This window comes from Veillonella sp. CNR 79/14 (assembly GCF_003992185.1).
Taxonomy (GTDB): Bacteria; Bacillota; Negativicutes; order Veillonellales; family Veillonellaceae; genus F0422.
Window position 1 is genome coordinate 1 of sequence record NZ_RQVH01000002.1, and the last position, 25,568, is coordinate 25,568.

General features: G+C 39.6%; 21 protein-coding genes. 2 read left to right on the forward strand and 19 right to left on the reverse strand.

Annotation, left to right across the window (positions count from 1 at the left end; translation table 11 throughout):
* The first annotated feature begins 152 nt into the window (after positions 1-152).
* Positions 153-470, forward strand: a complete 318-nt coding sequence (locus EO119_RS00660; protein WP_062402758.1) for a LysM peptidoglycan-binding domain-containing protein — start codon at positions 153-155, stop codon at positions 468-470.
* A gap of 237 nt (positions 471-707) precedes the next feature.
* Here EO119_RS00660 and EO119_RS00665 read toward each other — a convergent pair whose 3' ends face one another.
* The 10 genes from EO119_RS00665 to hrcA all read right to left on the reverse strand — a co-directional run bounded on the left by EO119_RS00665 (position 708) and on the right by hrcA (position 11,465).
* Positions 708-1,703 carry a site-specific integrase gene (locus EO119_RS00665; RefSeq protein ID WP_126940313.1) on the reverse strand — a complete coding sequence of 332 codons (996 nt, stop codon included), beginning with the start codon at positions 1,701-1,703 and terminating at the stop codon, positions 708-710.
* A gap of 132 nt (positions 1,704-1,835) precedes the next feature.
* Positions 1,836-3,347, reverse strand: a complete 1,512-nt coding sequence (gene pepD, locus EO119_RS00670) for a beta-Ala-His dipeptidase (protein WP_126940314.1) — start codon at positions 3,345-3,347, stop codon at positions 1,836-1,838.
* 14 nt (positions 3,348-3,361) lie between these two features.
* A complete protein-coding gene (locus tag EO119_RS00675) occupies positions 3,362-3,712 on the reverse strand; it encodes a histidine triad nucleotide-binding protein (RefSeq protein WP_009352788.1) in 351 nt (116 codons plus the stop codon).
* A 169-nt stretch (positions 3,713-3,881) separates the two neighbouring features.
* Positions 3,882-5,183: a tRNA (N(6)-L-threonylcarbamoyladenosine(37)-C(2))-methylthiotransferase MtaB gene (gene mtaB, locus EO119_RS00680; protein WP_126940315.1), complete on the reverse strand. Its 1,302-nt coding sequence runs from the start codon at positions 5,181-5,183 to the stop codon at positions 3,882-3,884.
* 7 nt (positions 5,184-5,190) lie between these two features.
* A complete protein-coding gene (locus EO119_RS00685; protein ID WP_126940316.1) occupies positions 5,191-5,931 on the reverse strand; it encodes a 16S rRNA (uracil(1498)-N(3))-methyltransferase in 741 nt (246 codons plus the stop codon).
* A 12-nt stretch (positions 5,932-5,943) separates the two neighbouring features.
* On the reverse strand, positions 5,944-6,825 hold the full coding sequence (locus EO119_RS00690; RefSeq protein WP_126940317.1) for a 50S ribosomal protein L11 methyltransferase: 882 nt from the start codon (positions 6,823-6,825) through the stop codon (positions 5,944-5,946).
* Positions 6,826-6,849: 24 nt separating this feature from the next.
* Positions 6,850-8,037 carry a molecular chaperone DnaJ gene (dnaJ, locus tag EO119_RS00695; RefSeq protein ID WP_126940318.1) on the reverse strand — a complete coding sequence of 396 codons (1,188 nt, stop codon included), beginning with the start codon at positions 8,035-8,037 and terminating at the stop codon, positions 6,850-6,852.
* Between the two features lie 18 nt (positions 8,038-8,055).
* Positions 8,056-9,882, reverse strand: coding sequence for a molecular chaperone DnaK (gene dnaK, locus EO119_RS00700; protein ID WP_126940319.1), 1,827 nt, complete (start codon positions 9,880-9,882; stop codon positions 8,056-8,058).
* Positions 9,883-9,936: 54 nt separating this feature from the next.
* A complete protein-coding gene (grpE, locus tag EO119_RS00705) occupies positions 9,937-10,440 on the reverse strand; it encodes a nucleotide exchange factor GrpE (RefSeq protein WP_126940320.1) in 504 nt (167 codons plus the stop codon).
* Between the two features lie 11 nt (positions 10,441-10,451).
* Positions 10,452-11,465, reverse strand: a complete 1,014-nt coding sequence (gene hrcA / locus EO119_RS00710; protein ID WP_126940321.1) for a heat-inducible transcriptional repressor HrcA — start codon at positions 11,463-11,465, stop codon at positions 10,452-10,454.
* A gap of 581 nt (positions 11,466-12,046) precedes the next feature.
* Here hrcA and EO119_RS00715 point away from each other — a divergent pair.
* Positions 12,047-12,406 (forward strand): hypothetical protein, encoded by a 360-nt coding sequence (locus tag EO119_RS00715; RefSeq protein WP_126940322.1) that lies wholly within the window; start codon positions 12,047-12,049, stop codon positions 12,404-12,406.
* Positions 12,407-12,954: 548 nt separating this feature from the next.
* Here EO119_RS00715 and EO119_RS00720 read toward each other — a convergent pair.
* The 9 genes from EO119_RS00720 to mutS form a co-directional block, all read right to left on the reverse strand.
* Positions 12,955-13,545 carry a nitrite reductase gene (locus tag EO119_RS00720; RefSeq protein WP_126940323.1) on the reverse strand — a complete coding sequence of 197 codons (591 nt, stop codon included), beginning with the start codon at positions 13,543-13,545 and terminating at the stop codon, positions 12,955-12,957.
* Between the two features lie 40 nt (positions 13,546-13,585).
* Positions 13,586-14,746 carry a radical SAM family heme chaperone HemW gene (hemW, locus tag EO119_RS00725; protein ID WP_164725654.1) on the reverse strand — a complete coding sequence of 387 codons (1,161 nt, stop codon included), beginning with the start codon at positions 14,744-14,746 and terminating at the stop codon, positions 13,586-13,588.
* On the reverse strand, positions 14,746-16,545 hold the full coding sequence (gene lepA / locus EO119_RS00730; protein ID WP_126940324.1) for a translation elongation factor 4: 1,800 nt from the start codon (positions 16,543-16,545) through the stop codon (positions 14,746-14,748). Before lepA ends, hemW begins: the two co-directional genes overlap by 1 nt.
* 11 nt (positions 16,546-16,556) lie before the next feature.
* Positions 16,557-17,618, reverse strand: coding sequence for a tRNA 2-thiouridine(34) synthase MnmA (gene mnmA / locus EO119_RS00735; RefSeq protein WP_126940325.1), 1,062 nt, complete (start codon positions 17,616-17,618; stop codon positions 16,557-16,559).
* A gap of 353 nt (positions 17,619-17,971) precedes the next feature.
* Positions 17,972-19,213, reverse strand: coding sequence for a methionine gamma-lyase family protein (locus EO119_RS00740; protein ID WP_126940326.1), 1,242 nt, complete (start codon positions 19,211-19,213; stop codon positions 17,972-17,974).
* Between the two features lies 1 nt (position 19,214).
* Positions 19,215-20,162, reverse strand: a complete 948-nt coding sequence (gene miaA / locus EO119_RS00745; RefSeq protein ID WP_126940327.1) for a tRNA (adenosine(37)-N6)-dimethylallyltransferase MiaA — start codon at positions 20,160-20,162, stop codon at positions 19,215-19,217.
* Between the two features lies 1 nt (position 20,163).
* Positions 20,164-20,943, reverse strand: coding sequence for a class I SAM-dependent methyltransferase (locus EO119_RS00750; protein WP_126940328.1), 780 nt, complete (start codon positions 20,941-20,943; stop codon positions 20,164-20,166).
* A gap of 1 nt (position 20,944) precedes the next feature.
* Positions 20,945-22,963, reverse strand: coding sequence for a DNA mismatch repair endonuclease MutL (gene mutL / locus EO119_RS00755; protein ID WP_126940329.1), 2,019 nt, complete (start codon positions 22,961-22,963; stop codon positions 20,945-20,947).
* On the reverse strand, positions 22,963-25,563 hold the full coding sequence (mutS, locus tag EO119_RS00760) for a DNA mismatch repair protein MutS (RefSeq protein WP_126940330.1): 2,601 nt from the start codon (positions 25,561-25,563) through the stop codon (positions 22,963-22,965). Before mutS ends, mutL begins: the two co-directional genes overlap by 1 nt.
* Positions 25,564-25,568: the final 5 nt, after the last annotated feature.

Consider the following 25,568-nt stretch of genomic DNA (forward strand, 5'->3'; position numbering starts at 1 on the left):
ACACCTATAATAAATTTAATATCGAAAATTGTCAAATATGCGTTCTAAAAAATTATGCTTGACCGAACATTTGTATGTGTGTTAGAATATGAATATAAACAAACAGATGTACTATTTATTTTGTTCGATATTATTAGAGAGAGGTATATATTATGAATAAATTATTTTCTATTTTAGTAATGGTAGCTATGGTATTTGTAGTAAATGGTATGATTAATACTACAACATTAGAGATGGATACTCAAAATATTAAAGCTGTACAAGTAGATGCTGGGGATACCTTATGGAGTATCTCTCAAAAGGCATTGGCGCAAACTGAAGATATTGATATCCGTGAGTATATCGTAGCGATCGAAGAAATTAATCATTTACAGCATGGTAAGGCATTACGTGCTGGAGAAACTTTAATGATTCCTACACTGAAAGAAAAAACTATGTTCGGTTTTATTACAGCTTGGGCAAATAATTAAATTGTAGCATGTGTATGTTCGGTAAAATATTAAAATATATATATTGAATGATAGAATAAAAAGACTGTATATCCTATGTATTATTCATAGGGGTATGCAGTCTTTTTTGTCTGTTCTTTCTCATGTTTTGGAGACAGAATTGTATCTGATTATTTTCTGTATTATATAGTCTATGTACGACTATATAGAGATTCAATATACATCATCTAACTCAAGTAATATGTAGTTAATATGGTGCTATTTAGGCTTGAATATAGAAGATATAGGATTATCTACAAATTTATTGGCTTCATTAATATAACGACGTACCATATTGACACTATGGTGTCGAGTTTGTTTCATTATATTACGTTCTTCTACGCCATAATGGGCGGCTGTGGTAGCAAATCCATGACGTAGACTATGAGCTCCATATAAGGAGGGATCTTCGCCAATAGCTGCCATATAGTATTTTACAATCTCTGCAATACTTTTATCACTGATAGCAGTTTTGCGTACGTTCATATTTTTGGTAAATCCTCGAAAAATAGGGCCTGTTGTAATAGGAACAAAGCGTAGCCATGCTTTTACGGCTCTTACGGCGCATAATGCTTCATTATCTATATAAGGTATTGCTACAATTGCACCTTGGCCTTCTTGGTCAGCTTTAGAGTTGGCAACAAAGATTTCTAAACCTTGTGGTAAAAACTTTAAAGATTCTACGGTTAAGGCAGATAATTCACTACGTCGAAAGGCGCCCATAAAGCCTAATAATAAAATAGCTTTATCACGAAGTTTTTGTATAGGTGCTATATCAGCAGTTTCCATATAGTCTAGGATATCCATTAGATCATCCAGTAGTACAGGTGTTTTACCTTGTTGGTAAGTGCCTAAGGATCTACGAATACCTCTCATCGCTTGTTTGACGATAGGAGCGCTACAAGGGTTACTTTCAATACCAGAAGCATTAAAGTTTTCCGATAAGGCGCTAATGCGACGTGATATAGTATTAGCCTTAGCGTAATCAGCTAAATCATTAATATAATTGACAATAATTTCTGGTGAACTAGGAAAAAAGGATTCTTGTTTATGTTGACACCAATCCACAAAATCCATCCAATCAGATTCGTAGGCATCAACGGTATTTTCTGCTTTGGATAATAGAATGCTAGACTTAGCCTTATCGCTAAGCTTGGAGTTGTTCATAATCTCTTTATAATTGCGTAAATAGAAGTGTGTATTAGATTGACTCATAAGCACCTCAGATGTACTATATAGAGCTGTTGGTATCTATATAGCTATTTTAAACTAAAAAATTACTTCCGATAATATATCGTTATCGGAAGTAATTATATCATAGACCAAAACAAATGGCAAATATTTTGTTTATAAGGTTTTTAAGAACTCTTTCAATACATTCCAAGTAGTAACAAAACTTTCTAACTCCATACGTTCTGTAGGTGCATGTAAGTCATGAATGTTTGGCCCAATATTAATAGCATCTACAGTACCTTGTAAATTATCGAACATGTAGCCAACTTCAAGACCTGCATGGATTACATTGAACTGTAAGTTTTTAGCGCCTGTCACAGATTCATAAGCCTTTTGATAGGCTTGTTGTAAAGGACTATCAAATGTTGGTAGCCAGCCTGGATATGGGCTCTCAAGGGTCGTCGTTGCACCATGAGTTTCTGCCAATTGCGATAACTCTTTGTAATGAGCCTCTAGGTTCTTCGTATCTGTACTGCGTACTTGCATTTTAAGGTATACAGCACTATCTGCCATACTCAAAACACCAATATTATTAGAGAACCATACTTCATTTGGATTCTCAGGAGCATGTTGTAACACGTCTTGTTCAATTCCTTGAATAAGAGCACATAGTTTTTGTACAGTGTCACTACTGAAAGCACGTTCCATAGTGATGGCTTCTAGGTCTAATTCCACTAAATCTTCACGATTTACTTTAGGTACAACAGATAAAGATATTGTCATACTTTCACCAGCTGATGCATAATGAGCATTCCACTTATCTTGTTCTTCTTGTAACAGAACTTGCACATATGGCACATCTTGTAAATGTAGATACACATCAGCATAAGCACGTAATGGAATTGCATTCGGTGCACTGCCACCGCTTATTTCAGTGATGCGAATGTTATGTTCCCCTGTGATACGTTCTAATACCTTAGATAGGATATAAATGGCATTACCCCGCCCTAAATGGATATCACAACCAGAATGTCCACCTTTTAATCCTTCTATCGTGATTCTGCGCTTGGTCATTTCATTATTCACAGATACTTGTACAATAGGCAATGTTACGGTAGAACCATGACCGCCAGCACTACCGATGGTCACTTCATTCATACGTTCTCCATCCATATTGATGAGACGTTTGCCTTGTAAATGACTGTAATCTAATGTTTTTACACCTTTGAAAGTAGTTTCTTCTTCTACAGTGAATACTACCTCTAACGGAGGATGTGGAATCATTGTAGATGCTAAGATAGCCATGCCATAGGCTACTGCAAAGCCATCATCTGCCCCTAAGGTAGTTCCATTGGCATGTAAGATACCATCCTCTACATGCAAAGCGATAGGGCTGTTAATAAAGTCATGCTCCACAGACTCTAGTTTCGTGCAAACCATGTCCATATGACCTTGTAGAATCACTGGTTCATGTGATTCATATCCCTCTGTACCAGCTTTTTTAATGATTAGATTATATTGTTCATCTTGGAACACATCTAAGCCTAGGTTTAGAGCCCAGTCTTTAATATAATTAGAAATAGCTTGTTCATGCCCAGATTTTCTAGGGATATTAGCAATTTCTTGAAAGTAATGCAGAATATTATCTACATTATATTGATTCATAATAGTTTGTTCTATTGACACTTGTTCCTCCTAGATTAGTCAATATTTGGCCAACCTAATTCTTTACCACCCAACAAATGTGCATGTAAATGGAATACAGTTTGACCTGCTTTAGCGCCAGTATTTAATGTTAAACGGTATCCATCAGCGGCCAGACCTAATTCTTTTGCTACCAATTTAGCAAATGGTAAGATACCTTCCACATAGGCTTCATTATTTTCATTTAAATGAGCAATATTAGATACATGGTTCTTAGGAATGATCAGGACATGAACTGGTGCTACTGGAGCTATATCATGGAATGCCAAGAACTTGTCATTTTCTAATACAACCTTAGCTGGAATTTCTTTATTAATAATTTTACAAAATAAGCAATCTTCTTTCATGGGAATCCCCTCTCTTATCTACTGTATGATACTTACATACTATGATATTAACTATATCAAAAATATTCTATATAGTCTATTATTTATTTCTTAAAATACGATCAATTCATCATTAAATGCCTTCAAAAAATTCTATCTATTAGATGATGAACCTCGTAACAAATTAGCTCTAAATCTCCACTAGCACCACATCACTATGTACTTCTGTCAATTTACCGCTTACAATATCTCCTACATTGAAAGTATGGTCTTGTTTAGGTATTTTACTATGTACATATTCATTGGTTAAGCCATAATAGTAAAAGTCATCGCATTGTTCGATGAGAACCTTCACAGGTTGGTTAAGGAAACGGTTAGCATAGGCTTTAAAGCCTTCCTTCCCAAGTTGATTTAATAAGGCTACACGTGTCTTTTTTACGGCTTCTGGAACTTGCTCTTCCATCTTAGCAGCTGGCGTACCTTCTCGAATAGAATATGGGAAGGCATGGATATGCGTAAAACCAACTTCTTTGACAGTGCGCATGGTTTCCTCGAATAATTCGTCTGTTTCCCCTGGGAAGCCAGCGATAATATCTGTCGTGATGGATAAATTCGGAATCCGACTACGTAAATACTTCACTAAGTCTTTGTATTGTTGCAAATTATAGTGACGGTTCATCGCTTTTAACACTGGATCAGATCCTGCTTGTAATGGCAAATGTAGGTTAGGGCATACACGAGGGTTCGTTGCCATTAACTCGATTAATTCTTCCGATACTTCTACAGATTCAATAGAACCAAAACGAATGCGTTCTAAGCCATCAATGGTCAATAATTCACGCACAACGCGGCCTAAGGTTGGTCGCTCTGGTAATTCAATACCGTAGTTACCGAGGTGTATCCCTGTGAGTACTACTTCTTTATACCCATAGGCAACCAGGCGTTTTGCTTCTTCCACAATGTCTTCAATTTTTCTAGACTTTAATTTTCCTCGTGTATACGGAATGATACAGAAGGAACAGAAATTGTTACACCCTTCTTGTATCTTCATGAAAGCCCGACATTTTTCAATTTCATTGCCAAATAAAGGCATTTCTTCAAAAGTAGACTCTTCCATTACATTACGAACGATGGAAATCTGTTCTTCTGTAGATGGAATATTTTCTACTAATTCTACAATTTTATTTCGATTCGCTGTACCGATGACAAGGTTAACCCCATCGATAGCAGAAATCACTTCTGGCGCCAATTGGGCATAACAGCCTGTGACTACAATAAAGGCTTCTGGATTACGGCGCTTTGCTTGTCGGATTAATTGGCGTGATTTTTTCTCTCCCATATTTGTTACAGAACAAGTATTAATCACGTAAATAGAGGCTTCTTCATCGAAACCAACAGGAGTATATCCTGCTTTTATAAATAAACCTTTCATGGCATCCGTATCATATTGATTGACACGACACCCTAAGGTAGTAAATGCAACTGTCTTCATGAGACTCCTAATCTAGTAATTCATATTGAATCATACTCACAGCACTTAATGCCGCTGTTTCAGCACGCAATATAGTGGCTCCTAGGCTAACCTTATGGCCTCCACAGGATTCCAATAGTTCCATTTCAGTAGGGCTATAACCACCTTCAGGACCAATGCAAATGGCTATGGTATGGTATGAATTAGTATGTAACTGTGTTTGTAAAATATCTTTGATCGTCTTGTCATCTTCTCGTTCATAGGCACCTAACAAGAGAACTCCCTCATCAGATTGTAAGATTTGCAGTACTTCTGAAAGTGACTGTTCTACTGTTAATGTAGGTACATTAGGGCGACCACATTGTTGGCTTGCTTCTATGATAATTTTTTCCCATCTACTTTTCTTGGCGTTTAATTTTTTAGCATCATATTTAGCTACACAATGGACCGAAGATACACCGTAGATGTGATGAACGTTTAATTCCGTAGCCTTTTGCAATAAAAACTCGAACTTATCGCCTTTCAAAAAGGATTGAATTAACACTACTTTCGTAGCTGATGTAGACACGTCAATGGTACGTAATCGTTTCGCCATATATATATCTGATTCCTCAGATATTAACACAAATTCACCTGTATGCCCTTCATGATTGCCCACAATAAAAGGTTCCTCTTTAGAATGGCGCAATACATGAAAGAGATGATGTGCTGTATCTGTAGGTAATTGGATACTTTCATCTATAATGCCATCAATAAATATTTTTTTCATATACTACCTATCTTATGCTAAGGCAAAGGTATGCCAAGGGCCCTCTACCATTTCTTCCATAATAGTCCAGTGGTTAGTAATATACGGCATAATTTCATCATACCGATCGTCTACAATACCACTTATTATTAGTATACCATTATCGTGTAGTTTTTCCCTAATCATAGGCAATAAAATTTTTAGAGGATCTACTGTTAAATTCGCTAGTATGAGATGAGCTTTACCGTGAAAGTCATCGCTTAAATTGCCATGAATGATGGTTGCCTCAATACCATTGCTTGCACAGTTTTCCTTTGCTTGTATAGCTGCTTCTTCTTCTAAATCTATCCCCACCAAATTAGGAATCCCTAAATGATGGGCTGCTAGTAATAAAATACCTGTACCAGTACCAATATCTAGGCAAACCTGTTGGCTCAAATCTACGGGAATACGGTGTATATATTTGCCTAATAAAGTGGCGCAGTTTCTAGTAGTTTCATGGTCTCCTGTGCCAAAAGAAAGCTTTGTATCCATGGTCATTACCACATCTTGTTCTGTAGCGAGTGGATCTGTAGAGGCATCATAGCTTTGCCAAGCGGGACAAATCACCAAGTCTGGTAACAATCTCGTAGGCATAATATATTGTTGCCAACTATGATACCATTGCTCATCGTCTACAATTTTACTTACCATATCACTATAGGAAATATTAGCAACTTGTAATGCTGTTTCTATGATCTGTTTCCACTGCTCCTTATCTTTGTCTACGCCTAAATAGATGGTCACACGGCTTAAGTTGGGGTTATTTGCTATTGTTTCTTCTATGTATCCATTACTCTCTATATCATTAAAAATGGCAGCCATTTCATCAATGACTGCCACTTCTACAGTAATGGATATTTCTATCCATTTCATAGATGACTCCTTACTTACCAAGTTTTAATCTTGGCAAAATAACTGTTTCACCTTATCACTTAAATTTTCTAATATGCTTTTGTTCACTTTCAAAGTATTTACATCTTCTTTGTTTTCTGCAGCAAACTCAACTAATAATTGACGTTGTTTATCTGTCAATTTTTTAGGTGTTTCCACAGTGACAACTACGTGTTGATCACCACGTTGGCTTGGTTGACGTAAATACGGAACACCTTGTCCTTTGATTCTGAAAGCAGTACCAGTTTGTGTGCCTTCAGGGATTTTTAACTCCACTTTACCTTCTAAAGTAGGAACTTGTATAGTAGCACCTAGTGCAGCTTGTGAGAAAGAGATAGTTTGACGTAATACAACATCGTTGCCACTGCGTTCAAACTCTTTGTCACGAGCTACAGAGATATACACATATAAATCACCTTTAGGGCCACCTAATGTACCAGGTTCCCCTTCTCCAGATACACGAAGGCGTGCACCATCGTCGACACCAGCTGGTATTTTGATTTCTATATCACGACGTTTGATAGCTTGTCCTTGTCCACGACATACTTTACAAGGTTTTTCAATAATTTTACCTTGTCCACCGCATCGAGAACATGTGCGCACCGTTTGCATACGTCCAAATGGTGTATTTTGAATGACAGCTTCTTGACCGGAACCATGACAGTTTGGACATGTTTCTACTTTAGAACCAGGCTCACCACCTGTACCATGACAATGATCACACTCTTCATGGCGCTGTACATTGACTTTCATCGTTGTTCCAAATACAGCATCACGGAATGAAATGCGTACATCTTGGCGTAAATCGGCACCACGCTCTGGACCACGTTGACCACGGCCACCACCGCCGCCGAACATGTCAAAGATATTACCAAAAATATCTTCAAATCCGCCACCACCGCCGAAACCGCCAAATCCGCCGCCACCAAAACCACCGCCAAAACCGCCAGCGGAGTTACCTCCGCCAGCAGTAAAGGCATCATGACCGTATTGGTCATATTGTGCTTTTTTCGTGTCATCAGATAATACTTCGTAGGCTTCATTCACTTCTTTAAAGTTCTTTTCTGCCTCTTCAGGATTATCACGGTTTACGTCTGGATGGTATTGACGTGCTTTCTTACGAAATGCTTTCTTAATTTCATCTTGGGATGCATTTTTGTTGACGCCAAGGACGTCATAATAATCACGAGCCATTATCTATGTCCCTTCTTATTATTTTTTGTCTTCGTCAACTACTGTGTAGTCAGCGTCTACTACATTATCATCTTGTTTAGGAGCTTCTTGTCCACCTTGTTCGCCTTGAGCTTGCGCTTGTTCGTACATTTTAGAGGACAATTCGTATAAAGGAGCTGTCAATGCTTCGCTATCAGCTTTAATTTTTTCAATATCGCCAGACTCAATAGATGCTTTTAACGTTTCTGTCGCTTTTTTAACAGCTTCTAATTGTGCTGCATCAGCTTTACCTTCAAAGTCTTTCACTGCTTTTTCAGCTTGGTATACCAAGTTATCAGCATTGTTTTTCACTTCTACTTCTTCTTTTTTAGCTTTATCTTCAGCTGCATGTGTTTCAGCTTCTTTTACCATGCGGTCGATTTCTTTATCGCTCAAACCGGAAGAAGATGTAATTGTAATAGCTTGCTCTTTACCAGTACCAAGATCTTTTGCTTTTACATTTACGATACCATTCGCATCGATGTTGAAAGTAACTTCGATTTTAGGTACTCCACGAGGAGCTGCTGGGATACCGGACAATTCGAAACGGCCCAATGTTTTGTTAGCTGCCGCCATGTCGCGTTCCCCTTGTAATACATGGATATCAACGGAAGGTTGATTATCAGCTGCTGTGGAGAATACTTGAGATTTAGATGTAGGGATTGTTGTGTTACGGTCAATAATACGAGTGAAGATACCACCCATAGTTTCAATACCTAAAGACAATGGAGTTACGTCAAGTAACAATACGTCTTTTACTTCACCTACTAATACACCACCTTGGATGGCAGCACCGATAGCTACACATTCGTCAGGGTTGATGTTTTTAGTTGGTTCTTTACCTAATTCGCGTTTGATCGCATCTTGTACTGCTGGAATACGAGTAGAACCACCTACTAATAATACTTTGTCGATTTCAGAAGCGGATAAGCCAGCATCTTTCATCGCTTTACGAGTAGGTTCGATAGTTGCTTCTACAAGGTCACGAGTCAATTCATCGAATTTAGCGCGAGTTAATGTTACGTCTAAATGTTTAGGACCTGTTGCATCCGCTGTGATGAATGGCAAGTTGATTTGTGTGCTTGCCACGCCAGACAACTCAATTTTAGCTTTTTCAGCAGCTTCTTTTAAACGTTGATCAGCTAATTTATCGTTGGACAAATCAATACCAGTTTCTTTTTTGAATTCACTAATTAGATAATCCATAATGCGTTGGTCAAAGTCGTCACCACCTAAATGGTTGTTACCAGATGTTGCCAATACTTCGAACACGCCTTCACCCAATTCAAGGATGGATACGTCGAATGTACCACCACCAAGGTCGAATACAAGGATTTTACCGTCTTCACCTTTGTCTACGCCATATGCTAAAGCAGCTGCTGTAGGTTCGTTGATGATACGTAATACTTCTAAGCCTGCTACTGTACCAGCGTCTTTTGTAGCTTGACGTTGAGAGTCAGTGAAGTATGCAGGAACAGTGATAACTGCTTGTTTTACTGGTTCCCCTAAATGAGCTTCTGCATCAGCTTTAATTTTTTGTAGAATCATAGCAGAGATTTCTTGTGGTGTATAGGATTTACCTTCTACATTCACTTTGTAATCTGTACCCATATGACGTTTAATAGAAATGATTGTGTTTTCAGGGTTAGAAACTGCTTGACGTTTAGCTAATTGACCTACTAAACGTTCGCCATTTTTTGCAAAACCTACTACGGAAGGAGTCGTTCTAGCTCCCTCTTGGTTTGTAATAACAGTTGGTTCGCCGCCTTCCATTACTGCGAAACAAGAATTTGTTGTACCTAAGTCAATACCAATTACTTTTGCCATTTAACATGACCTCCTAATACTTCTTCTAATATGTTAATTAAAATTACTTATACATTATCCATTATGAACTACTTTTACCATGGCTGGACGTACCACGCGGCCTTCTACAGTATAGCCTGTTTGTAATACTTCACACACAGTGTCATCTTCCATATCTTCAGCTGGCACACGCATGATAGCTTGGTGGTAATTTGGATCAAACGGTTGACCCACAGCTTCAATCACCGCTAATCCTTGTTTTGATAGGCTTGCCATTAAGCTTTGTTGAATCATTACAAATCCTTCCATGAAAGCCTTCGTTTCTGGCGTTTCAGGTGCTGAAAGTGCCCTTTCAAAATTATCTAAGACTGGGAGTAAATCTTCAATAACATGTGATTTAACAAATACCCCTAATTGTTCTTTTTCTTGGTTTGTACGACGTCTGAAGTTTTCAAAATCTGCTTGCAAACGCATGTATCGTTGCTCCCATTCTTTCGTAGGGTCTACTGCTTCAGGAGCTTCTTCTTCCAAAACTTCCACTTCAGGAGTGACTGTTTCTTCTTGTTTATTTTCTTCCATACTTCACCTCTTTACAGCTTCTTTTTCTGTTCTTGTAATTCTTCCATGCACTTATTAATATAGGCTAGGATACCCATAATACGGCCATATTCCATTCGTGTAGGACCTACAATAGCGAGGGTACCTACTTGATGAGGAACATTGAAACTTGCTTGGATAACGCTAATATCTTTCACCAGTTCGTTGGAGTGACCTATTTTGACATCGATAGGACTACTAGAGTTTGGCGTTAATAATTGGGTTAACTCATCTTGTTGTTCTAATAAGGCTAACAGTGGTTGGGCCCGTTTAATATCGTTAAACTCTGGTTGTTCTAATAAGGATGTAGTTCCTATTGTATAGAATAGTTTTCGCTTAGCAATGGCTCGATATAATGTGTCACAAAAAACTACATACGTTGTATCTTGTAAATCCAAAGTTACTCGCATTTTGTCTAAGTTTTCTTGCGTGATATCCTGGATGGATACATCATGAAGTACACTATTAAAGCGATGCGCATGCATAGCTAATTCTTCTTTATTAATAGGTTCTGTAAAATAAATTGGCTCATTATCCAAAGCACCTGTATTCGTTACCACCACCATGACCGCTCTATGTTCATCGATAGGAAGAACATGGATATAGGTTATAGTAGATGAATCATGGGCGGGAGCTAAAAACATACTCACATTATGACTAATACGAGAAATAAGTTTTGCTATTTCTACAAAAAAATCATCAAGTTCTTGTTGATGAGTCTGCCATAACTCTTGAATTACAGGAATATCTTCAGCAGCATCGTCTTCAAACTCCTGTAAAGTGTCTACATAGTACTGGTAGCCTTTTGCCGAAGGTATGCGACCTGCTGATGTATGAGGTTGTTCAAGAAAGCCAAGATCTTCTAAATCAGCCATTTCATTTCGTACCGTCGCAGGACTGATACCTAAATCATAATTCTTTGCGATTGTACGAGAACCAACCGGTTCCGCTGTTTTAATGTAATCTTGAATGATAGCACGCAGAATGCGCTCTTTCCTTTCATCCATAGTATCACCTCGTTATTATTAGCACTCACTAAGGCTGAGTGCTAACTACAAGATATATAGTATCACATTTACAACATATGTCAAGTGAAAAATTGGTGAAAGTTCAGTAAATACCGTATTAGTCAAAAAAACAAACTTTTGATTATTTAGTTTGGTGAGGTATGTCAGTACTAATTTGGGCAAAAGGAAGAGCACGGCACATTCCTCCGCAAACTGATACTTCGTTAGGTTTGCTCCGGAACATGCCGTGCTCTTCTAGGGTTGTCATCAATTAGCCCATTAGCTTAACATATCTCACCAACGCATCCAATCTGGTGGAAGTTTGAGGGCGAGCGTTGCTGTGATCCTCTACGTTAGCTCTTACATAGTGCATTATATAGACATACCTCACTAACGCATCTACTCGGTGTGAGATTTAATCGATGTATACTCCCTTTTATAATTGTATCGTCATAGAATTGATAGTATAATGATATTAAGATTAAATATTGGTAACTATTAAGATATTAGGCTTTGTAAGATGCTAGGCCTTAGCTTAATCTTGTTTTAGATTAATGATTTCTATAAAGGAAAGGTAGTATATGAAATTTATTGTATTACAACGTGATGACATTGAAAATTTTGTACATGTCGAGCAAGCACAAGTTCATGATTTAATAAACGAAGATCATCATAACGAATTAGCACACATATTGGACTATGCAAAACACGGAGAACAATTACAGTTCATAAAAAAAAGCAGTACACTCCTACCCAAAGGAGTACGACTGCTGTATGTCCCTCCATCGGAAGCACTTGGTATCACTACAGGTGAAACTTCCATATCATTAGAATGGACTGGATTAGAAGAAGATACGTTATATATCATACAAGATGAAGAACCACTTAAACTACGTATTACGAATCCAAAAGCTGGGGTGTATTATAAAACCCTAGCATAAAATACTTCTTCCAGACTATCCAATGAATCATTCAAAATAACTACAAAAGACCAGTACAAGACATCAAGCATGTAAGTTGTACTGGTCTTTTTATGTATTATAGTACTCATATTCTCCTTAGGAACGCCATTATGCGTAACATATCTTGTGGCCTCCTTACTACCTAAATCACGTATACACAAGAAACGAGCAACATGTAGTTCAGTAAAACTGTTAGGCGACTCCTTAGTAGCAAACTCTACTAATTTTTTCCCCTTGAGGAACACCATTATGCGTAGCAGATCTTGTGGCTCCCCTTACTACCTAAATCACACATAACTAGAAACGAGCAACATGTTCCGGAGGAAACCTAACCACTGTATCAGTTTCTGGAGGAATATGTTGCTCGTTTCCCTTTGCTAGTTAGTCAATAGCCACAAGATTACATAACAGAAGAAGTGACGACTTCAAACATTATGAAATACCGTTTGTGAGGAGTATACCGTGCTCTTCCTTTTAATATATTTAGTTTAGTTAGCCACAGGCTACATAGCATCACAAGTGACGTTTTACTGGAATGGATTCCCCAATCGCTGTAACACATGCTCGAACTTCTCTTTTGGCTTCGCATTAGTGCTATACCATTCTAAGAGCTCCGAGATTTTTTGTTCTGCTTCTTCTGGGGATAATCCTTCTAGCAAGGTAATTGCTTTTCGAGGCAAGGCACCGCTTGTGCCACCTGCTACTAAGGTAAAGCCATTTGGTTTTCCCACTAGGCCGATGTCTTTGATCATAGACTCTGCGCAGCATCGTGGGCAACCGCTGATGCCGATGCGAATTTTATTCGGCATATCTTTGCCGTAGTGTTTTTGGTCTACCATAGTCGCCATCGGAATGGTTTCCATAAAGGCATGGCTACATCCATCTGTACCGCGGCATGCCACGATGGAGTTCACCGATTTATGTTGTACTTGCACCACTCCATCTGGTAAATGTTCCAAGATAGATTCTTTTTGTTCTTTTGTAATGTCATAAATTTGAATGCCTGTAGGAACGATACGGAACTTTCCATTATGTTCTTTCGCTAGGCTAAAAATTGCCTCCATTTGTTCGTATGTGAACTCACTGAATAAGGCATGTAAAATAACTGCTGTTTTCATAAAACTCTCCTAAATTAACTGTATGGGCGTACATTCCTACTTAGGACGTAAGGAACTGACTAAACACATAATTGCCGTGCTTGGCCCCTTCCTTAGTGAGACGATATGCATCATCTTCATAAACAAGCAATTGTTTACGTATTAGATCTGTTACAACAGATCCATATATATTGTGAAAGTCTAAATTAAATCGACTTTCAAACAAACTAGGTACTAATCCCCACTTCGTGCGCAACGCAAGAAAGCTAAAATCTTCATAGTCACGAGGGCTAGTGATGATTTCTTCCTCAATGCATGGACTTTCACCCATTTCAATTTTATGGATGTAAGGCACCACGTAAGGGGTATTCTGAAAGCGCCGATTCCCAACAAAGGAATGAGCACCAGCACCAAAGCCGATGTAATCAGCGCCATGCCAGTATTTGATATTATGACGACTGAAAGCTCCATCTTTACCAAAACTAGCAATTTCATATCTATCGAACATCTGTTTTTCTAACCCTTCTACAAGGTAGTCGTACATCTGTTCGCATATATCTTCAGACGGTAATATGACCGAATGATCCATAACTTGGCGATGCAATAAGGTACTAGGTTCCACTTGCAGGCCATAGATAGAGATATGATTTATGGGCAAAGACTGAATGACTTCTAGATTATAAGAAATATCTTCCAATGTTTGTCGGGGTAATCCATAAATTTGATCAATGCTAATATTGCGGAACCCTACCTCATAGGCATCTAGAACTGCTTGTTGTGCCATCTTTGCCGTATGGGTTCGGTGCAATACACGCAAATGGTCATCACGAAATGTTTGCACACCAAAGCTAATGCGGTTAATTCCTAGTTCATGCAATTGTTTCAGGTATTGTGCATCCACTTCACCAGGGTTAGCCTCAATGGTAATTTCTACATCACTGCTAACCGTATATGTTTTGTACACTGTCTCTAATATACGATTCAATTCCTTGATGGACAATACAGTCGGTGTTCCACCGCCGAAGTAAATCGTATCGAAGGGCTCTGTCCCCAAGAAGGCCTGATTAGATTCAATCTCTTGGCGCAACGCATAGGCGTACACATCAAAATAGTCTTCTAATCCTTGGTACGAAGGGAAATCACAGTAGGTACACTTTTGACGGCAAAAGGGAATGTGGATATACATTCCCCTGTGACCTACTGGAATACGAGTTGTATTCATTAGTTTTCTACTTTCAAAATCGCCATGAATGCTTCTTGTGGAATCTCTACAGACCCTACAGCTTTCATCCGTTTTTTACCTTCTTTTTGTTTTTCTAGCAATTTACGTTTACGGGAAATATCACCGCCGTAACATTTTGCCAATACGTCTTTACGCCAAGCTTTTACCGTTTCACGAGCTACAATTTTTGTTCCTACTGCCGCTTGGATTGGAATTTCAAAGTTTTGACGTGGAATCAATTCTTTCAATTTCTCAGCGAGGGCACGGCCACGTAATTGAGCGCGATCTTTGTGAACGATAATACTCAAGGCATCGACAGGATCTCCATTTAATAAGATGTCCATTTTCACCATTGGAGATTGTTGGTAGCCAATCAATTCATAGTCCAAGGATGCGTAGCCTTTCGTAGCAGATTTCAATTTATCGAAATAATCGTAAATGATTTCCCCTAGCGGCAAGTGGTATACGATAGATACACGGCTTTCATCAATGTATTCCATGCTGATGTATTCCCCACGTTTGTCCTGTGAAAGTTCCATAATGGCCCCCACATAATCTTTAGGAACGATAGTGGTAGCCTTTACATATGGCTCTTCTACATAGTCAATTTCAGTTGGTGGCGGTAATTTAGCAGGGTTATCCACTTCGATGACTTCCCCATTTGTTTTGTATACCTTATAGTTTACGCTTGGAGCAGTCGTAATCAAGGATAGATTATACTCCCGTTCCAATCGTTCTTGGATGACATCCATGTGTAATAGTCCAAGGAAACCGCAACGGAATCCAAAACCTAGTGCCAAGGATGTTTCTGCTTCGTATTCTAAAGCAGCATCGTTTAAATTTAGTTTTTCTAAGGCATCCCGTAAGTTTTCATAATCTTTGGAATCTGTTGGGTATAGACCACAATATACCATGGACACGGCCTTGCGGTATCCTGGTAATGGTTCTTCAGCTGGATTATCTGCTTTTGTGATCGTATCCCCTACACGACAGTCACGAACATTTTTAATACTTGCTGCCACACAGCCTACAGAGCCACATGGTAATTCTTGGACTGGCAACAGATGCGGTGTAAATACACCTAATTCAGTGACCTCAAAATCCTTAGAACTGTGCATCATACGAATGGTATCTTTTACTTTCAAAGAACCTTCTTGCACGCGCACGTAAGCAATGGCACCTTTGTAGGAGTCAAAGCGAGAGTCAAAAATTAAGGCACGTGCTGGTTTATCAGAATGATCTGGTGGTGCAGGAATTTTCTCTACAATCGCTTCTAAGATATCCTGAATACCAATGCCAGACTTAGCACTGGCCAAAATAGCATCAGATGCATCTAATCCAATAACATCTTCGATTTCACGTTTTACACGTTCAGGATCTGCACTTGGCAAATCAATTTTATTAATGACAGGAATGATTTCCAAATCATGTTCCAATGCTAAATAGACATTGGCCAAAGTTTGCGCCTCTACACCTTGTGCAGCATCAACCACCAACAAGGCTCCTTCGCAAGCTGCCAAGGAACGGGATACTTCATAGCTGAAGTCCACGTGACCTGGTGTGTCGATTAAATTTAATGTGTATTCTTGTCCATCTTTTGCAGTGTGCAATAAACGAACGGATTGGGCTTTAATCGTAATGCCCCGTTCCCGTTCTAGGTCCATGGAGTCTAAGACTTGGGCTTGCATTTCTCGTTTCGTCAAAGACCCAGTTGCTTCGATTAAACGATCCGCTAGCGTGGATTTACCATGGTCAATATGAGCAATGATACAAAAATTACGAATATGTGATGTACTCATGACTTCCCTTTCTAACAAACAATATCTATTACACCACCACCGAGAACTCGACTTCCTTCGTAGAATACGACAGATTGCCCCGGTGTAATGGCGCGTTGTGGTTCCGTAAATTCAACTTTCATAGTACCGTCCTCTGTGAAAGTAACAGTACATGGTGATGGTTTCGCGGCATACCGAATTTTACCTTCTGCTTGCAATAATGTGGGCACAACTCCGTCTAGGAAGTTATAGTTTTTACACAACATGGTGCGAGAGAATAAACTTTCATTAGGACCTACGATAACCTCATTCGTTTCGCCATCTAATTTCACAACATAGAGAGGATATGCATAGGCAATGCCCAAGCCTTTACGTTGTCCAATTGTATAATTGTATAATCCATTATGCGTACCTAACACCTCACCATTTTCATGGACAATGCGCCCTGATTTAGGTTTCGATTTCGATGTTTTTTCGATGAACCCTTGGTAATTATGATTCGGCAAGAAACAGATATCTAAGCTATCTGGTTTATCCCATACAGGCAATTCTTTTTCATGAGCCATTTCGCGAGTTTTCGTTTTTGGTTGATTCCCCAAAGGAAAGACTAAATGTTTTAAAATATCTTGGGTTAACGTGTACAATACATAACTTTGATCCTTCGTTGGATCGTCACCTTTATGTAATTCATACCGTTGTGCTGCCTCATTGTACATAACCTGCGCATAATGACCTGTCACCATGTGTGTAGCTCCTAAGGATAAGGCACGTTGTAGTAACAAATCGAATTTGATATTGCGATTACAGAACACGCATGGATTCGGTGTACGACCATTGGAATATTCTGTGATAAAATAATCTACCACATTATCTTTGAAAATATCTTTCGCATCCACCACATGATGCTCAATACCAAGAAAATCACACATCTTCTTCGCATCCACCACGGCTTGGGGAATTTCGTCTTCCTCCGTGTCGCTGACCCACAAACGCAAGGTAATACCAAATACCTTATACCCCTGTTCTAATAACATTGAAGCGGTTAAAGAACTATCTACGCCACCGCTCATAGCTACTGCATATACTTTGTCCATATTATCTCCTACCATCAAATTGATACATCAAAACAGATTGAAAGTCTGAAGATGTATAATTGAACAAAAATTATACTTATACATATCACTATATTATACCGTATTTTAGGGGATAATGACAATAATTTAAACCCATAATTGGCTTAATTATCCGTTTCTCATAATAAAAAACCACCTACTTATGCAGGTGGTTTTGATACTTCTCGGTGGGTGTCGCTTACCCCACATCTCAATCCTATTTCTAGTTGTGTAGAGGCCACAAATTTTCTACCTCGAGAAGTTCTTTTAAATATTATATCAAAAGTATCACTATGTAGTAAAGACTTCTACTAATCATATAGAAAGTAAATATTCTACCCTCTATGTTTTAATATCTCTTCAGCAGCCCCCAAGATACCTAGCATGGAGTGTTCAAATACGAGTCCGCCTTGCATAAAGATGGTATACGGTGGTCGCACTGGTCCATCTGCGCTGAGTTCGATGGAGGATCCTTGTACAAAGGTTCCACCTGCCATGATGATTTTATCTTCGTAGCCAGGCATATCTCCTGGGATGGGGTGAACATGGGCATCTACAGGGCTATAGGCTTGCATGCCACGGCAGAAGTATTCCATTTCTTCTGGTCCATGTAGATTGATAGCTTGGATTAAGTCAAAGCGTGGTGCATCGACTTTTGGAAATACTTCATATCCCAATAAGGTTCCCACCGCTGCTGTATAGACCGCCCCTTTTAAAGCTTGTAATACTACATGTGGTGCTAAGAATAGTCCTTGGAAGAATAAGCGATATCCCGGTGCGTAGGATCCCATATGGTCTCCTAAGCCTGGAGCTGTTAACTGATACCCCACTTGTTCCACTAAGTCATCTCGACCTACCACGTAGCCACCGGTAGGCGCAATACCGCCACCAGCATTTTTAATGAGAGAGCCTGCCATAATATCGGCTCCTACTTCTAGAGGCTCTCTAGTTTCTGTAAATTCACCATAACAATTATCCACAAAGGTTATAGTTGCAGGATTTACTTCTTTTACAGCTTTCACAATGATACCAATGTCTTCTACAGATAAAGGTTCTCGTGTGCTATACCCTCTAGACCGTTGGATGACCACTACTCGAGTGTCTTTTGTAACAGCTTGGCGAATGCCCTCTAAATCGTAGGTATTATTCACCAAAGGAACTTCTTTATAGATGAAACCTTGCTCTGTTAATGATCCTGGCACATGGCGTGATGCACCAATGACGGATTGCATCGTATCGTATGGTTGTCCTACGGCATAGACGAACTCTTTCCCTTTCGATCCATTGCCCAAGATGGCTTGCAAGGTTGTGGCTAATGCATGAGTACCGGACACGAAATGAGGACGCACGATGGCACGCTCTCCTTTAAATACGTGAGCAAATACTTCGTCTAGTTTCTCACGCCCCACATCATTGTAACCATAGCCACTGGTGCCATTAAAATGATAATCTGAAAGTTGACACTCTTTAAATGCTTCCAGTACTTTTTTTGTATTATATAACGCCACAGGCTCAAATTTTTTGAACTCTTTTTCAGCTAACTCAAGAGCCTGTTGACGGATTTCTTCTACAGTCATTCTATTCCTTTCTATGTATAGAAAACTCAAAACTAGCTTGAACCAGTTCCATAGCTTCCTCATAAATGCTTTCTTCACTGCGATTCGGAGTGATAGAAATCCACTGAATATATGGCATCCTTTTATACCACGTAATTTGCCGCTTTGCAAATTGTCGTGTATGTTGTTGGACTAATTCAATAGCCCGTTCTTTTGAATATTCCCCGTGAAAGTAAGGAATAATCTCTTTATATCCAATGCCTTTGAACGCCTGCGAATCTGGTTTCACGCCAGATTCCAATAGGTGTTCTACTTCCTCGAATAAGCCATCTCGAACCATATACTCTACTCGAAGGTTAATCCGTTCGTATAGTTCTTCCCTGGACCGTTCTAAGCCGATGACAGGACCATGAAAGACTAATCCTTCTTTTGATGGCGTTAATAAGGCATGTCCCTCACCAGCTAAGACACACTCGATCGCACGGTATAGGCGATGTTTATCTTGGAATGGTAACGTCACCCCTTCTTTTTCAGCCAATTCATTGGCATAGGCTTGTAAACCTTCTAATCCAGAGGTGTCAAAAATATTATCTAATTCAAGGCGTAAACTTTCATTGCGAGGGACATCTAAAAAGTCATATCCTTCTAGTAAGGATTGCACATACAGCCCTGTCCCACCGGATAAGATGGGAATCTTCCCCTTTTTGTTAACAGCATCTATGACAGTGTTAGCTTGTGCATTGAACTCTGCCACACTGTACGAGTCATTAGGCTCATGGGTATCGATGAAATAATGAGGCACTCTGTTCAATTCTTCAAGGGTAGGTTTGGCAGTACCAATGGTCAACCCTTTATAGATTTGGTAAGCATCTCCAGATAGTACGGGAGATTGTAAGGTTTCCGCCATCCGCAAGGTAAGGGCTGTTTTCCCTACTGCGGTAGGACCCAAAATAGTGATTAACTGGTTCATCTTACCTCCTTTCATAGATACCATAAGAAATGGAACTATATTTACCACCCACCATTTCTATGGGCGGAATATCTTTGAATAGACGACTGCCTTTGCGTTCTTTAATGACCAAACGTTTCGATTTCTCTAAAGCAAGTTCTACAATCTCTGGAGTTACTTTAGATTCTAGCAAATGCCCACGCCACTGCAGAAATTGAGGACTTTCATAAACAGGATTTTCAAACATAGGATCCAAATAGATAACATCATACCGATTAGATTCTATCTGTTGTAAATACTCCTGATAACTACAAATGACCAATTGAATACGGCGCAACGCCTCTGTTACACTTGGATTTTTATGCTGAAAGTGTCGAAATCCATAATTGGTGATATACCCCAAGATAGGATGTCCTTCAATAGCCGTATGACGTGTTAACTGTGGACAACCATAGCTGATAACAGCACTATCTGAACCTAATCCAGCGGTACAATCTAAAACAGATGTGACCGTTTCATAACCAATAGCTCGTAGCAGATGGTCTGCATGTCCACGGTCAATTTCTAACAAGCGCAAATGTGCCATAGATAGATGAAATTGATGAGGTATTCCCTCTTTTGTTACAAAAGAAGGACCTTCCTTGGTCACTACCAAGGCACCACTGCAGTGATTTGTATCTAGCAATTCTTCAATGGACTGATGCTTTCGTGGCACATAGGGCATTTGCAGGAGTTGACTTAGCTTCTTAGCCTGTTCAATGAGATATGCATTTGTCTTTGAACTTGTGCTAATAAGATACATATTAACTCCGTAAAAATAATTTTCCTAATTCGTCTGGTGTAAATTTAATGATCGTAGGTCGTCCATGAGGACACACATAGGGCTTTTCCGTGCTGAACAGGTCTTGTAGTAAAGCATCAATTTGTACCAAGTTTAGATTATGCCCTGCTTTAATGGCGCCACGACAGGAAGCATAGGCCAACATTTCATGACGTAATTGTGCCGCACTTGGACTTTGATGATCATGCATGTAGGAAAATACGTATTGTAAAATCTCTGGAACTTTGCTTTCAATAATATCCACAGGATGACCATCAATGCGTAAGGAAGTAGGTCCTCCTTGGTCTACTTGGAATCCTAAGTCTAACAATGTATCTCTTTGCTCTTCCGCCAATGTTAATTCTTCCTCGCTAACATCCATGTGCATAGGCATTAATAATTCCTGCATAGGAATGGACTCGGATGATTTGCATAGTTTGTCATACCGCACACGTTCGTGCGCTGCATGTTGGTCGATAATGTATAAATCATCGCCTTTTTTTGCCAAAATATAGCAAGAGGCTACTTGGCCCATAGGAAGTAATCCATGATTAGCTACTGTTTTACTAGCATTAGTATTATATGAATTACTATGATCAGCATCATAGGAACTATCTATACCAAGAGCATCCCCAGTATTAGAATCACCTGCTAGACCTTGTGTTGCACTTAAATATCTCGATACGGATTCATTTCCAGTATGGTTTATATATGGCTCTACAGAACTTGGTACTAAATTAGGCCGTGATTCACGGATAGCTCTGAACCGATCTTTATCCTCTTGGGTATAACTTTTAGGCACAAAGTTTTCATTCACATCTAGGGTTTCGTTAAAGTTAGCTTGCTCATACACAGTGCGCTGTGGCGCTGTATATCCCTTTTGACGAATCGTATCCACGAGAGCCTCTGTTTTTTCACGCATCACTGTAAATCCTTGGGAACGCCCAGTGAATACTTTATCGTAGTCGATAGCTGTAGCAATGGTTTCTTCTTGCTGGCTAGTCCTGTGATGAGTCGGATGTTCTAAGGCTTGTAAAATACTGTTATACACTGCTTTAAAAACCGGCTTATCGTCAGAGAATTTCACTTCACTTTTTCGTGGATGTACATTGATATCTACGGTCCTTGGAGGTACTACAATTTGTAACACTACCAAGGGATAGCCACCCTTCGGTAATAGGGCATGGTACGCCGTATCGATAGCCTTGTAGATAGCTTTGTCGGAAATAACACGTTGGTTTACGATGGTCGTCTGCCATTGACGGCTACTTTTTAGTACTGTTGGCTTACTGACCACACCTTCCACATAAATACCTTCCGTCTCATAAGCAATGGGAAATACATCTTCACTAACTTTAAATCCATAGAGAGCGGCGATAGTATCCACCATCTTATGATTCCCTGGTGTCATGATGGTAACTCGTGTATCAACAATACATTTGAAAGCAATATGGGTGTGGCTCAGTGCCAGTTTGCCAATCATATCTTGAATCTTATTCGCTTCTGTACGAGTAGATTTTAAAAACTTTCTACGAGCTGGGGTGTTATAAAATAAATCTTTCACCTCAATGGAGGTGCCCACCGATGTGCCACATGGATCGCAATCTACCATATGACCACCTTCGATATAAATCCGTGTGCCCATAGTATCCGTTTCCTGACGGGTCCGTAAGGTAAACTTAGATACAGAGGCAATGCTGGCAATCGCTTCACCACGAAAACCTAAAGAGGCAATATCGTATAAATCGTCGGCACTGCGAATTTTACTAGTAGCGTGACGCAATACGGCTAGCCGTGCATCTACTTCGGACATACCGCACCCATTGTCGGTGATACGCATGTATTCGATGCCACCTTCTGCAATTTCTACTTCAATGGAAGTAGCCCCTGCATCGATAGCATTTTCTACTAACTCTTTGATAACAGAGGCAGGGCGTTCTACCACTTCGCCAGCTGCTATCTGATTAATAGTCGTTTCATCTAGGACATGAATGGTTGGCATTACTTGCCACCTCCTTGTTTCGCCTCTTCCTGTAAACGATATAATTCACTGATAGCCTCTATGGGTGTCATACTCATTATGTCTAGCTTTAATAACTGATCCAGAACAGGTTGTGTAAATAAATCACCACTCCCGAATAGAGGGCCTATAACACTTTGTTTTTCTTTTTTCTTAGGCACTGCTTCCGATACCACTTTTCCATCTTCCAAATGAGATAGAATTGTGTTAGCTCGATCTAGAACAGCCTTAGGAAGACCTGCTAATTTAGCCACATGGATACCATAACTGCGGTCTGCTCCACCTTTTACAATGCGGCGCAAAAATAGCACATCATTGCCTTTATCTTTAACGGCCACCGTATAGTTTTTCAGTTTACTATATTGGTCTTCCAGTTCAATCAATTCGTGATAGTGAGTAGCGAACAAACTTTTACAGTGAATGGTTTCACAAATGTGCTCTACCACGGCACGGGCAATGCTAAGGCCATCAAAGGTAGACGTACCACGGCCTATTTCATCGAGGATGACTAGACTGTTGCACGTTGCATGTTCTAGGATATAGGATACTTCTTTCATTTCCACCATGAAAGTACTTTGGCCTGTGGAAATATCATCGCTGGCACCGACGCGGGTAAAAATTCTGTCCACAGGAGCAATGGTGGCTTCTCTAGCAGGAATAAATGAGCCAATTTGCGCCATAATCATGAGCAAAGCCACTTGACGCATATAGGTAGATTTACCTGCCATGTTAGGACCTGTGATGAGGATAAACTCCTCTTCGGAATGGTTCAACACCACATCATTAGGAATGAACAATTCCTGTTTCAGCAAGGTTTCAATCACTGGATGGCGACCATCTTTGATGGAAATCGCCCCATTTGTAACAATAGTAGGACATACATATTTATTAGTAAAGGCCACTTCCCCTAAGCTCAAAATCACGTCTAACTGTGCAATGCCACGAGCCGTTTCTTGAATCTCTTTAATATGTGCTTTAGCAATCAAACGCAAGTCTTGGTACAAAGAATATTCCAACTTTTGAATCTGTTCTTTTGCATTGAGCATTTTTATTTCAAACTCTTTTAGCTCTGGCGTAATATAGCGCTCTGCATTGGTTAAGGTTTGCTTACGAATGAAATAATCTGGTACGAGACCCACTTGCCCTTGGGATACTTCAAAATAGTATCCGAATACTTTATTGTATCCTGTTTTTAGGCGAATCCCTGTAGCCTGTTTCGCCTCTTCTTCTAAGCGATGTAGCCACTCTTGACTATTGGTAGCCAAAGAACGCAATTCATCTAATTCTGCACTGTATCCATCACGGATAACATGACCATCTTTCAACGCCAACGACGGCTGATCCACGATAGCACGTGTTAATAGGTCACATAGGTCATTATGGGTGTGAATCATACTATGACAGTCTTGAAGAATATTAGAGGTACAATGTTGTATTACCTCTTGAATCATCGGTAAGACCCGCAAAGATTCTCGCAAGGAGGCAAAATCTCTAGGAGATACACTCCCCGTTTCTACACGGCTTAGAATGCGTTCAAAATCATAAACTGATGTCAGTAAAGAACGCAGTTGACTGCGCATGGTTGGATTATCAATAGATTCACCTATGCCCATTTGACGGCGCACGATGCGATGGATATCCATTAAAGGATGTTCAATCCACTGTTTCAACATGCGAGCCCCCATAGGGGTTAATGTTTTATCTAGTACATCTAGGAGCGTACCTTTTTTAGATCCATCTCGAACATTTCTTGTAATCTCCAAATGGCGCAAACAAGATGTGTCCAATATCATGCGGTCTCCAACAGATAGTTGGTGCACATAATTAATGTGAGACGTATCTGTTTTAATAATATCTTGTAAATAGAGAATGACATAACCTAAGGCTTCTAATACATCTTCTTCTAGCAAGCCAGCATCAGAAAAATGTTCACGACCTTTTAGACGAATACTATCCATAGTTTCTGCAGGCGTGAACGGAGATAAGGCTATGCCTGACATTTGACGTGTCAAAAAATCTTGGATACTAGTAGGTAATTCACTACTATCAGCTAGGATAAGCTCTTTTGGTTGGTACATAGTGAAAGCATCAAATAAAGAACTTTCACTAGAACTATCCATACGTTCCCAAATCACTTCACCAGTAGTGATATCTGTGAACAACACAATGCGCTGCCCCCCTGTTTCATAGGTCAAGGCTAAGAAATTATTTTCCCCATCTTTTGTACCGTTTTCACTGAGTACTGTACCTGGTGTGATAACCCGGATCACATCACGTTTTACGATTCCCTTTGCCTCTTTAGGATCTTCTACTTGTTCACAAATGGCTACTTTGTAGCCTTTACTGATGAGTTTTTCAATATAGGATTCTGCAGAATGGAAAGGAACGCCACACATAGGAGCTTTATCTTCTTCACCCGCATTGCGACCTGTTAAGGTAATATTCAATTCTCGTGATGCGGTGATAGCATCGTCGTAAAAAAGCTCATAAAAGTCACCTAACCGAAAAAATAATAGTTCCTTTTCATAGCGAGCTTTAATACTAAAATACTGCTCCATCATAGGCGTTTGTTTCTTGCCCATCCTGC

What these genes read in the sequence shown, in the direction of transcription:
- EO119_RS00720 (WP_126940323.1), bottom strand. Translation starts at nt 13,545, where the DNA reads ATGAAAACAGCAGTTATTTTACATGCCTTATTCAGTGAGTTCACATAC.
- miaA (WP_126940327.1), bottom strand. Translation starts at nt 20,162, where the DNA reads ATGAACCAGTTAATCACTATTTTGGGTCCTACCGCAGTAGGGAAAACA.
- EO119_RS00665 (WP_126940313.1), bottom strand. Translation starts at nt 1,703, where the DNA reads ATGAGTCAATCTAATACACACTTCTATTTACGCAATTATAAAGAGATT.
- hrcA (WP_126940321.1), bottom strand. Translation starts at nt 11,465, where the DNA reads ATGGATGAAAGGAAAGAGCGCATTCTGCGTGCTATCATTCAAGATTAC.
- dnaK (WP_126940319.1), bottom strand. Translation starts at nt 9,882, where the DNA reads ATGGCAAAAGTAATTGGTATTGACTTAGGTACAACAAATTCTTGTTTC.
- mutL (WP_126940329.1), bottom strand. Translation starts at nt 22,963, where the DNA reads ATGCCAACCATTCATGTCCTAGATGAAACGACTATTAATCAGATAGCA.
- hemW (WP_164725654.1), bottom strand. Translation starts at nt 14,746, where the DNA reads ATGAATACAACTCGTATTCCAGTAGGTCACAGGGGAATGTATATCCAC.
- mutS (WP_126940330.1), bottom strand. Translation starts at nt 25,563, where the DNA reads ATGGGCAAGAAACAAACGCCTATGATGGAGCAGTATTTTAGTATTAAA.
- EO119_RS00685 (WP_126940316.1), bottom strand. Translation starts at nt 5,931, where the DNA reads ATGAAAAAAATATTTATTGATGGCATTATAGATGAAAGTATCCAATTA.
- EO119_RS00690 (WP_126940317.1), bottom strand. Translation starts at nt 6,825, where the DNA reads ATGAAATGGATAGAAATATCCATTACTGTAGAAGTGGCAGTCATTGAT.
- EO119_RS00750 (WP_126940328.1), bottom strand. Translation starts at nt 20,943, where the DNA reads ATGTATCTTATTAGCACAAGTTCAAAGACAAATGCATATCTCATTGAA.
- lepA (WP_126940324.1), bottom strand. Translation starts at nt 16,545, where the DNA reads ATGAGTACATCACATATTCGTAATTTTTGTATCATTGCTCATATTGAC.
- grpE (WP_126940320.1), bottom strand. Translation starts at nt 10,440, where the DNA reads ATGGAAGAAAATAAACAAGAAGAAACAGTCACTCCTGAAGTGGAAGTT.
- EO119_RS00660 (WP_062402758.1), top strand. Translation starts at nt 153, where the DNA reads ATGAATAAATTATTTTCTATTTTAGTAATGGTAGCTATGGTATTTGTA.
- mtaB (WP_126940315.1), bottom strand. Translation starts at nt 5,183, where the DNA reads ATGAAGACAGTTGCATTTACTACCTTAGGGTGTCGTGTCAATCAATAT.
- EO119_RS00715 (WP_126940322.1), top strand. Translation starts at nt 12,047, where the DNA reads ATGAAATTTATTGTATTACAACGTGATGACATTGAAAATTTTGTACAT.
- dnaJ (WP_126940318.1), bottom strand. Translation starts at nt 8,037, where the DNA reads ATGGCTCGTGATTATTATGACGTCCTTGGCGTCAACAAAAATGCATCC.
- mnmA (WP_126940325.1), bottom strand. Translation starts at nt 17,618, where the DNA reads ATGGACAAAGTATATGCAGTAGCTATGAGCGGTGGCGTAGATAGTTCT.
- EO119_RS00740 (WP_126940326.1), bottom strand. Translation starts at nt 19,213, where the DNA reads ATGACTGTAGAAGAAATCCGTCAACAGGCTCTTGAGTTAGCTGAAAAA.
- EO119_RS00675 (WP_009352788.1), bottom strand. Translation starts at nt 3,712, where the DNA reads ATGAAAGAAGATTGCTTATTTTGTAAAATTATTAATAAAGAAATTCCA.